Below are 13,340 nucleotides of genomic sequence, written 5' to 3'. Positions count from 1 at the left end.
GTCGTGTCTTATTGATTATTCATTTCATAACCATTTACAAAAAACGTTATTGTTTCTAATTCATCTTCATTTAATTCTCTATCTATGTCTCGTTTATACGCTTCCTTTATCTTCCCTTCATCGCCTTTATGTATTTCAGTATAAGTTCCTACTGTTTTTAACATACGAATCTCTTGTAAAAACTCCTCTCGATTTATCGCTTCCCCATGAGAGAGAATATATGTCTCAGCATCAAATTTTTCTAATTCATCTATTAATGCAAACGTTCTTTTCGTCGTATAGTTCCACTTCGAAGAAAAAATATCTGCATATATACAGTCTCCTAAAAACAATATCTTTTCTTCTTTTATGTACATAACAACTGAATCATGTGCATGATCTCCGCCCACATGTTTTAACACGCAGGTCACCTCACCAAGGTCTAATTCAATTTGATCCTGGAACGTTAAGGTTGGAAGAATAATTTTAATATTTCTCGCTTTTTCTTCAAACTCTTTTTTGATGCAATCCGCACAAAATGCAATTTCCGTACCCTCTTTTACGCGTGCGTCCAACGCTTCATCTGTCCATTCATAAGATACTATTGCCTGCATTTCTTTTTTCGTTTCAGCGTGTGAAATAGTTAATGCATTCTGTAATACAGATAATCCAAAAATATGATCCCAATGCCAATGCGTTAGTGCTACAAAATCAGGATTCGATACATTTTTTTCTTTTAACATTTCTAAAAATAATTGTGCATGTTCCTCTGAATTCCCTGCATCGATCATTAATGTTTTTTCTTTTCCAATGACCATTCCTAATATAGGTCTATCTGTTTCAGAAACTGGTGTCATATACCAAAATGAGTTTCCTATTTTTTTAATTTGTTGCATAACCAATTCCCCTTTTCATTTTCTCACTTAAATTTAATATATAAATTATAACGAATCACTACTTTTTTCTCTATAATCAAACACAATTACTTGGACTAATCTAACTTTCCTTTTCGTAAGCTAAAAATAAGGTGGAAGAATCGGAGTGTGATACGATGGAACGATTATGGATTCCTATGATAGTTACATTTTTTTCATTTGGTGGCTTATTATTAGGCGGTGCTGTTGGCATTGCTACGCGCCAGCTAATTGAAGAAAAAATGCATCGTTTATATGCATTATGTGGCGGAATTTTACTTGGACTCTTACTACTTGAAATTATTCCTGAAACATTTTCAAGTTATGAAATGATTGGACCTATACTTGGTATGGCTATCGGTATTTTAATTATGAGCTTATTAGATAACTATTGTCACCATCCAATGATACATACAAAAGATCAACAAGCATGGCAAACTTTCCTTTTTCTCTCTTTCGCTATATTTATTCATAATTTGCCGAGTGGATTTGCTTTAGGTACTGCTTTTATTAATCATGCTGACTCTGCCATACCTTTTTTAATAGCAATCGTCGTTCACCATATTCCTGAAGGCTTAGCATTAATTATCCCCTTTCTATTTACAAAACATAAATATATTTCCTTTTTATTAACAACTTTATTACTATCTCTTATTCTCGGTACCGGTACAGTTTTTGGCATTTTAATGGAAGGAAAAGCGCTTCATTTACAAGGACTCATTATGGGAAGTGCTATCGGTTCACTTGGCTATGTCACAATTCATGAAATGCTTTGGAAAGCAAAGAAGCAGCTCTCTTTCCTTTCATTTTTAACATGGGCATCTAGTGGATTTTTACTAATAACAGTATTTACACTATTCGCTGGTCATCATTAAAGATAATAATATTATCATTTGTATATTTTTCCTTTTTCTCCAAAACATAATAGTATCTACCTGATTATAAGGAGGAACAATTATGTTTGGAAAAACAGCCGGTGAAGCATTAGTTGATTTATTAATTGACTGGGGCGTAGAACACATATACGGTATGCCTGGAGATTCCATCAATTCTATCATTGAAGCTTTAAGAAAAAAACAAGATAAAATTAAATTCATTCAAGTTCGCCACGAAGAAGCTGGTGCATTAGCAGCGGCTGCCTATGCGAAATTAACAGGAAAACTTGGCGTTTGTATGGCAATTGCAGGACCTGGTGCTATTCATTTATTAAATGGTTTATATGATGCGAAACTCGATAAAGCCCCTGTTCTAGCAATTTCAGGTCAAGTAGAAACCGATTTACTCGGAACGGATTTTTTCCAAGAAGTAAATTTAGAAAGAATGTTTGATGATGTCGCGGTTTATAACCAGCGTATTATGTCAGCAGAGCAACTACCTGCCGTAGTGAATCAAGCAATTCGAATGGCTTATACGAAAAAAGGTGTATCCGTTCTTACAATTCCAGATGATGTCCCGAAATTCGAAGTAAAAAATGGTGCTCGTATTACAAATACTTCTTTTACTTTGCCTGAGTTGTTTCCACAAAAAGAAGATTTAGATGCAGCAAAACTCGCAATAAATGCAGCGACAAAACCTGTTATTTTAGCTGGTAAAGGAGCAAAACATGCGAGAGAATCTTTACTTGCATTTGCAGAACATATTGGTGCTCCAATCGTACTTACATTACCAGCTAAAGGCGTTATTCCGGATGAACACCCTCTTTGTATTGGTGGATTAGGATTAATCGGAACGAAACCTTCTTATGAAGCAATGAAGCATGCAGATACTTTAATTATGGTTGGTACTTCTTATCCGTTCACCGGTTTCTTACCTGACAAAGCTAAGACAATTCATATCGATACAGATCCTGCCCAAATTGGGAAACGTTATGCGACAGATATTGGTTTAGCTGGTGATGCTGAAAAAACTTTACAATGGTTAATTGAAAATGTTGAAGAACACACAGACCATTCCTTCTTAGAACATTACCAAGACATGATGAAAAAGTGGGAAGAAAAATTACACGATCAAGAAGAAGACTCTTCCATTCCAATTAAACCACAACGCGTTATGCATGCTCTGCAGCAAGTAGCACATGATGACGCAATTCTATCAGTCGATGTCGGAAATGTAACAGTATGGACAGCAAGGCACTTCCGTATGACAAATCAACAATTTATCATTTCTAGCTGGCTCGCAACACTTGGTTGCGGTTTACCTGGTGCTCTTGCTGGAAAAATTGCATTCCCGGATAAACAAGTATTTGCAGTTTGTGGTGACGGTGGTTTTGGAATGACAATGAACGACTTCGTAACAGCTGTTAAATATAAACTACCAATTGTTGTCGTCGTATTAAACAATAATAAAATTGCGATGATTAAATTCGAGCAAGAAGTCATGGGTAATATCGAATTCGAAACAGACTTAACGAACCCTGATTTTGCAAAATATGCAGAGGCGTGTGGAGGTATCGGATACCGCGTTGAACATATAGATGAATTACTCCCAGCTTTTGAAAACGCAGTAAAACAAAACAAACCATGTATTATCGATGTAGTTGTAGATGCTAACGAAGCACCAATGCCAGCAAAAATCACATTTGGTCAAGCTGCTGGTTATACGAAGCATATGATAAAAGAATTATTTGAAGAAGGTAAGATTGATTTACCACCACTATAAACAGAAAAAGATAGCTGAAAACAAGTTGCTTTCAGCTATCTTTTTATTTTTGTATCTCTCTATAAAAAGAAAAGTCATTCGTAGTTGGTTGTACTTGTTTCTCTGCTTGCACTTCTCTACCTTTCCGCTCTGGCCTTCTCGTATTTCCTAACTTAATCGCATCTTGCATACTATTACTAACTAGATTTCCTGCGAGAATTGTCATACTATAAAAAGCAATCGGTATAAGTACAATCCATGTATGTGTAGTTAAATGGCGGAAGTTTTGACCAATTAGGCCAGTCCATTCTTTTGTTACACTATCTGGATCCATTCCACTGAAGGTTATTGTTCCGCCAAAAAATAATTGTAACAAACCAAGATGTAAAAGAAGTAATAACGTACTTACAAATTGTTGTGCTACTAATAAAAGAAATGGTGGTAACATATGAGGCCATATATGGCGCTTCAACCTCTGCCACTTACTACCGCCGAGCACAGTGGCTGCCAACATAAATTCTTCTTTCTTAATACGTTTTACTTCTTGCGCTACATACAACATCACTGTGGGTACAGCGAGACATACAAGAACTATAATTTGAAATGCCACACGCAAATATAACGGCACAACTTCTGCTCCACTATCAAACGTTAATACTTCATTTAACATAAAATAAGAAATCATAACCATCGGTACAATACTAAAAGGATCAAAAAAGGATGAAATAACTGGAAAAGAACGTTTACCATACATACCAAGAAGTAAACCAATTCCCCCTCCAACTATAACTCGTAAAATCGCTATAATTATACTTGCACCAACTGTCCATTTTGCACCTTCTATTATTTATTAATTGAACAAGGTCACGACCTTTCACATCACTTCCAAACCAAAATTTACTTGATGGTGCAAATGGAGCTGCCTCTAGTTCCCCTTTTTCGTTATACATCATCGTAAGTTCACGAATATTCCCATCAAAAAACAACGTATATCCAATACTAACAATCATTAGTACACTCAAAAAAGTAATACCTATCCAAAATCTCACATCTCTTTTTACAACTTGCCACATGTTACACACGCTCCTTTATAACATTTTGTAAGAACGTATGTAATAAACGAAATAGTATAAAAAGCGGTACGTATAATATAATTAAGCTCACTGTAAATATTTCTAATTTCGAATTTTCTTTTACAAAAACAAACATGCCGTACGTATTAAATATCCATTCAATAATATATAGATTTGATAACATAAATAAAATATTTGTTTTTGCATAATAGATCGTTGTTAACAAAACATTTCTTGAAATATGATGTGTTAAAATATGTCTTAAACTAAGCCCTTTACTTTTAGCAAACAAACTATAATCTTTCTCTAATTCTTCTTTAAACCGTAATAACAACAGTTTAATAAACAATAATGTTGTTGGTATTGTAAGACATATAATTGGTAACAAACGTATCCTTTCTTCCCCTAATCCAGCCAGTTTGATCGGCATAAATCCTGTTTTTTGAAACATAATTACGACAAGAAGTTGCGATAATAAAATAAGTAATATATCTGGTATACTCTCAAGCGTAAGAAAAATCCCGTTCCACATTTTCTGTTTCATATGAGAACGCTGTAATACCCAAACGACAAGTATATACGCTATAAGCAACGAGAATAAAAAAGCTGAAAGAAATACAATCATCGTTTCAATATAATGAATCCATATTTGCGGAAATAATTTTCTTGAGTCCCGAAATCCATATGTAATTTCACCCGGTTGAAGTAACTTTCCTCCAAGAAATACAATCGTGTTCCAAAAACCGATTAAATCAATTTGCAACCCCTTAAATAAACGCGGTAGTGCACCTAGGCAGAGTATACATAAGATTGCAGCTACTAGTTGTAAACAAGTAATCCCACACCACTTAACCATTCGCATCAACATAACAATTTCCCCTTACCATACGATAGAATATTCAGAAATAAAAAACTAAATATATCACATCTCTTTAGCTACTGTATGTACTTGCTTTTGCCCACTTGGTAGAATAGATTGATATAAACATGTAACAAACAATAATAAACCAAATAAAATAATATACAATGTATCTGCAAGAATCCATTTTGGGAATAACATCGCTATCGCCCCGAGAGATAAAAGCTGGAATCCTGTCGTTAATGGACTAAGCAAGCTTTGTACACGCCCCATGAATGACTCTTCTACAATTTCATACATCCAGCCCGATATTGCAACATTAATAAACGGTAAAAAGAAAGTCGCAAAAGCGATACATACATAAAAAGACCATACGTGATTTACAAAGTAACACATACCGAAGAAGATCCCTGAACCTGCCATACCAAATACAATAATAGGTTTAGGAGCATATTTCTTACCTATACTCGTTGCTACTATACTTCCAATTAATAATGAAATCCCTCCAACTACACCGCCCACCATTGCTAAACTTTCATACGTTGCTGGTGCCAATTTGTATTTTAATATGTAAGTAGTAGATACGCTTAAAATACCATTTAATAAACCAAACACGATAAATCCTAAAAGTAATTTTTTTAAAGTTTCATTTTGGTATATATACTTGATCCCTTCTTTAAACTCTGTTATTAACATCTTCAAATTAACTTCTTTCCATTTTGTTCTCCCATTTGGTAAACGAACTTTTTCTGGAATGGAGATCGTTTGAATCAAAATACCACTCATAATAAAAGTGAGCGTATTTACTAAAATGCTCCCGTAAATTCCAAAAGTCCAGTACACCATCGTTGCAATTCCTACACCAAACAAAGCATACAAACTATTTACCATTTGATTCATACCCGCTGCTGCACCGTATTGGTCTGATTCAACCACTCCCTGTATCATCGACTGTTCTGATGGAGAGAAAAATTGTATACATGCATTTTCCAAAAACAAAAATATAAAGACAAGTATAATCATCCCGTAATAAAGCGAAATTAGGATTCCAATATTACAGAGCGAACAACATATATTACTTATCGTACAAATACGTTGTCTATCAAAACGATCCACTACTGTCCCTACTAATAGAAAAAAGATTAATGCAGGTAACGCAATCATAATTTGCGTCATTGTTGCGTAAACTGGTTGTTTTCCGTATTGATCTAACAAGTAAAACATTAAAGAAATTCCAGCAATCATAGAACCGAGTCGTTCTAAAATATTCGCTAGAAAAAATCGTGCATACACTTTGTTGCGAAATAACTGTAGCATTTCTTTCATATTTCGTATCCTTTCTCTCGACAAAATAGTATTATTTTAGTCATTTCTCGGAAGTTATATTATATTTTTCGACCATTATCCAATCTTTTCCTTCTATATAAAGAACAATAAAAAAACTCTTGTTATCTATACAAGAGTCTTTTTTATTTAACTTCGCTTCATGTAATGATATATCTCGCTAACTTTTTAATTCTCTATAGTTTGGATACACTTTATTTATTTTACAAATGTATCGGACATCCACTCATAAAACTTTTCCTTCTCTTCAAATTGCGGATAATGCGCGGATTTTTCAAAAGTAATAAATTCTTTTTTCTCTGCTTCAATCGTATCAAAATATGTTTTTGCCGCATGAAATGAAGTATTATAGTCATATTTCCCCATAAGGAAATAAAACGGTAACTTCAGTTTCTTCACCTTAGTAGGTAATGGATTCTTTAAATCTTTTTCTAATAAGACAGTCTGAGAGTGTGATAATCCAACGTTATAACGAATTACGTCAAACAAGTTATATTCATTACTAAGTAACATCCCGATGTTATCACCATTTGGATTTTCAATGAGTCTTGATGTTCCACCATATTTCGCAACATAATTTCGCGGAGTGTATGTATCGCCATTTTTAATTTTTTCAGTCAATCCATTTAAATAGGAAACCTCATCTGTATTCCCAGCATTTTGTGCCTGTTCAATTACATAGTTTAAACTATCCATTTCACTTTCTACTGTATCACTCATCTGCCCTATCCCAACATACGCTTCGTATTTTTCAGGTGCTTTATTAGCAGCTTGCATTCCAATATATGTACCGTAAGAATGACCAATTAATATTACCTTTTCTTTTCCCATACGTTTTGAAATATACTCTGTCATAGCTAATACATCCTCTACAAGAAGATCTGATGTAAGATTTGAATATTCCTCAAAGAAATGATACGATTTCCCACTTCCTCTTTGATCATAATTAACTACGGTGAATTTCTCTTCCAATAATTTTTGATACTTTTGAGCATATGGTATTTCTGAAGAACCAGGTCCACCATGTACAAAAATAATAACTGGATTGTTCTTATCTTTGCCGCGTATCATAATTTCATGACTACTTCCATTTATCTCTATTTGTTCTAATGTACTTATACTGTTTTTTCCTTTTATTTGCGAAGTCCATGTAGGAAATACTAGTGCTACGATTAATGTTAGTGTAGTTATGACTCCAATAAATGTTATTAATTTTTTTATCTTCTTCATAGGATATATCCTTTCTTATAAATTTGTAAAAATAACAATTTAATTCTATAAAACTACATTAATAATATCCCATACACTTCTTAACATTCCGCTATATAAACTCTTAATATTTTCTTAATTTTCAATACATTAATCGTAGAAAAACTTAATCACAGGTATTACAAATATAGAAAAAAGCCCTTGTTTTCAAACAAGGACTCTTTTCATAAACTATTTAGCTACTTCTTCTTTCGGCATTACCATACCTTTATAAAGTTGAACAGTTATCCAGTAATAGATGAAATAAATGACTAAGAAGATTCCTATTGGCACCCACACTTTCACAAACGGGTCAACTAATATAAAGCTGAATAAGTTAAGCCCTACTAACACGTGGGAAATACCAATAATCGCTGGGAAGATAAATAAATATGAAATTTCTTTATATATACTTTTCGTTAACATACTACGTCTCACACCAATTTTTCGTAACATTTCATAACGTCGTACGTCACGAGAAGCACCTGTTAATATTTTGAACATAAGGGAACTTGCCATCATTGCTAAAAATGCAATTCCGAGGAAAAATCCCATAAACATTGTTCCACTCATGAAGCTGTTCATAAATTGATAAATTGTCATTTTCGTAAATAAGTCTACTTTTGTACCTGTTGTTTTTTCAATTTGTTCTTTTTGTCTCTTATCTATTTCGATCAACAACGGTTTATACTTTTTCATATCATCTACTTTTGCTAATGTTACAGTGTGTTCTGTTCCTTGAATTCCTTTATAATGTGCTTCATCTGCAATTCTTACAGGTTTTCCGTTAAATTGATTATGTGTAATTTGTATTTCTCTTACAATTGCATCTTCCCAATCCCTCGGCATACGAGGGAATTTTGCTGATTCAGGAGCCTCTAAAGCAGAATATACAGGTTCAGTTAAAGGTTCAGTCACACGTTTACGAACAGGCTCTTTTAAAGTTTTTGTATCAAAGTGGTCTGAAACAAGTGGCGGTTTCGCAGTTAAATCGTTACGTAAGTAATAAACCGCTTCTCCATCTACTTTATACTTGTACTTGCTTTCTTCCACAATTTCCATTTCTTTTAATGCAGCTGTATCTTGTTCATTCGGATCATGAATTACGACATCATACACACGTGAGAAGTCTGTCATAATACCTACATTTTTTTGGAACGCCATACCTGCTGTCATCGCACCTGCTCCTAATGCAATTAACATTGCTACAGTACCTAATACTCTCGATAAACTATTTACTCGAAAGCGTAGCTGTGCATATGTAAAACTATTTAAGCCCGTTTCATTTCGCTTTTTATTCCCTTTAATTTTCATCACAAAAAATGGGAGCAATGAACTAAAGATAAAATATGTTCCAAGCGTTGTAACGATTGTCGCTATTATAAAACCAAATTCAGCATATATTTTTACGTTAATCATAAAATAGTACCCTGTACTTACTAGTAATACACCAAGTACAGTCATTATAATAATGCGAGTTTTACTTTTCTTCACTTCATCTAGTGTTTCATCTTCACGTATTAATTCTAATTCTGTTTTACGTAATAAACGGATGCTATTCATTAAACCAGTAATAAAAAATAGTACTAAAAAGAAAATAGCTGTAACTATGATTGCTGGTGTATATACAGATGAATAACTACCCTTTGCTGAAATTTCCATACCATTCATTAAAAAGTTTCCTGCTACACTTGCTAGTAACATCCCTACTAAAATCCCGATAATAATACTAACAATACCCATACCGAATGTTTCAATAAATAATAATTGTGCTACTTTTTTCTTTTTCGCACCAAGCATCATGTACATACCGAGTTCTTTTCTTCTTAACGTGAGTAAGAAAGAATTGGCATATATAATATAAAATACAGTGATGAAAGATAATAGTATTGCACCTACCCAGAATACGAGTCTAATACTACTAATAAGACTATTATCCTTCGTAAATTCACTATTCATCGCCATCGTTTGGAACATGTAAAAAATACTAATACTAATAACGAGACCGATAAGTAAAACCATATAATCTTTTAACATCTTTTTCATACTATGACGTGATAATTTGAATAACATAGTCTCGCCCCCTACTTAGACTCAGCAGCTGAGCCCATATGAGCGAGCACACCTAAAATGTCTTGATAGAAACTTTCTCGCGTTCCTTGACGCTTTAATTCTTTATATAAAAGACCATCTTGAATAAATAAAATACGTTCACAATAACTGGCACTAAATGCATCGTGTGTCACCATCAAAATACTTACATTGTGATTTTCATGTAAATCTTGCATCGCTTCTAATAAGCTTTTTGCATTTTTACTATCAAGCGCTCCTGTCGGTTCATCTGCTAATACGATTGCTGGATTATGTACTAAAGCTCGTGCTGCCGCTGTTCTTTGCTTTTGTCCACCCGAAACAGCAGTTGGATATTTTGTTAAAATTTCAGTAATTCCTAATTTCTTCGCCACCTCATTTACCTTTCCCGTAATCTCACTTGAAGGTACACCTTGCAGAGAAAGTGGTAAAGCAATATTTTCATAAATTGATAAGTTTTCTAGTAAGTTAAAATCTTGAAAGATGAACCCTAATTTTTGAGATCGAAAATCTGATAATGCATTCCCCTTCATAGAAGTAATATTTGTACCAGCTATCGTCACACTGCCACCTGTCGCTTGATCCAATGTACTAATCACATTCAGTAAAGTCGTCTTTCCAGATCCAGAAGGACCCATAATCCCTACAAATTCCCCTTCTTTAATACTTAATGACACACCCCTTAATGCTTTTGACTGATTCTCATTTCTTTTCCCATACGTTTTTTCTACACTTTCTACAGTAACTACATTTGTTGACATCTCTTTCACTCCATCCCTTTTGTATAAATTTAATTTCTCACACATTTCTTATCTTTTTCTCATGTAAATTCTTAAGAATTTTTTAATTCTTCAAACTAAAAAGGTTATACAGATAACATGAACCTATTTCCTACTTCATATTCTCATCTTTCTACAACTCGTTCCTTCGATTTCGCTTACATTTACCTTACATTTTTGTAAGGTAAAAAAGAAAACACACCATTATGAATTGGTGTGTTTTCTCTTTAAACTCTATTTCCGATTATTTATTTCCTCTTTCATACTTTCCACAAATCCATTTAGTTCAACAACTTCTGATTTTTCTTCCCCATATTTACGTACATTTACAGCTCCGTTCTCCATTTCCTTATCCCCAATAACAAGTACATAAGGAATTTTTTGCATTTGTGCTTCTCTAATTTTATATCCTAATTTTTCATCTCGTACATCTCGTTCGACACGAACACCAGCTTGTGCTAATTTATCCACAATCTCATCTGCGTATTGTACATGGACTGCATTCGAAACTGGAATGACTTTCACTTGAACTGGTGCCACCCATGCCGGGAATGCACCACCAAAGTGCTCAATTAATATTGCTAAAAATCGGTCTAAAGATCCTAATACTGCTCTATGAATGACAACTGGTCTTCTCTTTTCATTCTTCTCATCTATATAATTTAAGTCAAACTTTTCGGGCATTTGGAAATCTAGCTGGATTGTTCCGCACTGATGACTTCTATTTAAAGCATCTTTAATATGGAAGTCAATTTTCGGTCCGTAAAATGCACCGTCACCTTCATTTAGTCTATATTTACAATTCAATGAATGTAATACATTTGCTAACGCCGCTTCTGCTTGTTCCCACAACTTATCATCACCCATTGAATCTTCTGGACGAGTAGAAAGTTCTACTTCATATTCAAATCCAAAAGTTTTATATACATAATCGATTTGCGCCATTACAGATTTGATTTCATCTTCAATTTGTTCTGGAGTTACAAATAAATGTGCATCATCTTGGCAGAAAGTACGTACTCTTAATAATCCGTTTAACGCCCCACTAAATTCATGGCGATGTACTTGACCAAACTCACACATACGAATCGGTAATTCGCGATAAGAATGCAATTTATTTTTGAACATTAACATATGACCTGGGCAGTTCATTGGTTTTAATGCAAAACTTTTATTATCCACTTCTGAGAAATACATATTATCTTTATAATGTCCCCAGTGCCCTGATCTTTCCCATACTTCTTGGTTCATCATGAATGGAGTGCGTACTTCTTGATAATTATATTCTTTTTGAATTTCTCTTAAAAAAGCTTCTAATTCATTACGAATAATTTGACCTTTCGGTAAATAAAACGGCATTCCCGGAGCCTCTTCAGAAAACATAAATAACTCAAGCTCACTCCCTAATTTACGATGATTTCTTTTTGCTGCTTCTTCAACGAAATGTAAATACTCTTCTAATTCTTTCTGGGAAGAGAATGCAACACCATATATGCGCTGAAGCACTTGATTGTTACTATCTCCTCGCCAATATGCACCGGAAACGTGAGTTAATTGAAAGGCTTTCAAATAACCTGTAGATGGTAAATGTGGTCCTCTACATAAATCTACAAATTCACCTTGCTTATATAGTGTTACACTTTCCTCACTAGGAATTGCTTCTAAAAGTTCTAATTTCAAGCGATCGTTCATTTCTTGAAACAGTTTAGCTGCTTCTTCTCGAGAAACCTCAACTCGTTCTATCTTTATATTTTCATTTATGATCTTTTTCATTTCTTTTTCAATTTCCCGTAAATCTTCTACGTTTACACTACTTGGAAGGTCCATATCATAATAAAATCCATTTTCAATAACCGGTCCTACACCAAGGTTTACATTACCATAAATTCTTTTTATAGCTTGTGCTAAAATATGTGCCGCAGAGTGCCTTGCAATTTCTACACCTTCATTTGAATCTAAAGTAATGATTTCTACTTCCGCATTTCCCTCAATATTACGGCGCAAATCATATAACCCATCATTTACTTTCCCCGCGACTGCTTTCTTTTTTAAACTATTGCTAATGGATCCCGCAATTTCTTCTAAAGTAATTCCTTTTACAAATTCTTTCACACTACCATCTGGAAATTTAATTTCAATCATTTGTTCTTTCATTTTTCATCTCTCCATTTCATAATAAAAAGCACACTCATCCCTAAAATAGGGACGAGCGTGCTTATACCCGTGGTTCCACCCAGATTCCCATCATAAAAAACATAATGGCTTCATTTACGGTAACGTCGTTTACACGGCACTAGATACTTCATTTCCCCAGTGCAGCTCTAAGGTGGTAAGTTATTTTTCTGCGTTAGGAAGTTCTCAGCTTTCCTTCCTTCTCTGTATAACCGGGGAAAATAACTCGTGTCCTTTTCTTCGC

At 34.0% G+C, this 13,340-nt stretch carries 9 protein-coding genes, 1 pseudogene and 1 other annotated feature (1 of these 11 cut by a window edge); of the genes and pseudogenes, 2 read left to right on the top strand and 8 right to left on the bottom strand.

Annotation, left to right across the window (positions count from 1 at the left end):
• Positions 1-8 precede the first annotated feature (8 nt).
• Positions 9-875 (bottom strand): MBL fold metallo-hydrolase, encoded by an 867-nt coding sequence (locus NST14_RS12405; protein WP_001184077.1) that lies wholly within the window; start codon positions 873-875, stop codon positions 9-11.
• Between the two features lie 155 nt (positions 876-1,030).
• Between NST14_RS12405 and NST14_RS12400 the strand changes: the two genes are divergently transcribed.
• Positions 1,031-1,768: a ZIP family metal transporter gene (locus NST14_RS12400; RefSeq protein WP_000440593.1), complete on the top strand. Its 738-nt coding sequence runs from the start codon at positions 1,031-1,033 to the stop codon at positions 1,766-1,768.
• Positions 1,769-1,850: 82 nt separating this feature from the next.
• Positions 1,851-3,551 (top strand): pyruvate oxidase, encoded by a 1,701-nt coding sequence (locus tag NST14_RS12395; protein ID WP_000467230.1) that lies wholly within the window; start codon positions 1,851-1,853, stop codon positions 3,549-3,551.
• Positions 3,552-3,594: 43 nt separating this feature from the next.
• Here the strand turns inward: NST14_RS12395 and NST14_RS12390 are convergent.
• The 7 genes and pseudogenes from NST14_RS12390 to thrS form a co-directional block, all read right to left on the bottom strand.
• Positions 3,595-4,603, bottom strand: a pseudogene (locus NST14_RS12390) (ABC transporter permease subunit).
• Position 4,604: 1 nt separating this feature from the next.
• Entirely contained in the window at positions 4,605-5,471 is an 867-nt protein-coding gene (locus tag NST14_RS12385) for an ABC transporter permease subunit (RefSeq protein WP_000929044.1), read from the bottom strand.
• Positions 5,472-5,525: 54 nt separating this feature from the next.
• Complete coding sequence (locus NST14_RS12380; RefSeq protein WP_255256082.1) at positions 5,526-6,797, bottom strand: MFS transporter; 1,272 nt, start codon at positions 6,795-6,797, stop codon at positions 5,526-5,528.
• A gap of 207 nt (positions 6,798-7,004) precedes the next feature.
• A complete protein-coding gene (locus NST14_RS12375; RefSeq protein ID WP_229142724.1) occupies positions 7,005-8,036 on the bottom strand; it encodes an alpha/beta hydrolase in 1,032 nt (343 codons plus the stop codon).
• Between the two features lie 210 nt (positions 8,037-8,246).
• Positions 8,247-10,127, bottom strand: a complete 1,881-nt coding sequence (locus NST14_RS12370; protein WP_229142723.1) for an FtsX-like permease family protein — start codon at positions 10,125-10,127, stop codon at positions 8,247-8,249.
• Between the two features lie 11 nt (positions 10,128-10,138).
• A complete protein-coding gene (locus NST14_RS12365) occupies positions 10,139-10,906 on the bottom strand; it encodes an ABC transporter ATP-binding protein (protein ID WP_000106430.1) in 768 nt (255 codons plus the stop codon).
• 252 nt (positions 10,907-11,158) lie between these two features.
• Positions 11,159-13,078, bottom strand: a complete 1,920-nt coding sequence (gene thrS, locus NST14_RS12360) for a threonine--tRNA ligase (protein ID WP_000663052.1) — start codon at positions 13,076-13,078, stop codon at positions 11,159-11,161.
• 44 nt (positions 13,079-13,122) lie between these two features.
• Positions 13,123-13,340, bottom strand: a binding site (T-box leader) (it continues 6 nt past the right edge of the window).

The sequence above is a fragment of the Bacillus sp. FSL W8-0519 genome, from assembly GCF_038005585.1.
Taxonomy (GTDB): Bacteria; Bacillota; Bacilli; order Bacillales; family Bacillaceae_G; genus Bacillus_A; species Bacillus_A paranthracis.
Note: the sequence above shows the minus strand (reverse complement) of the source record. Positions and strands in the feature narration are given on the sequence as shown.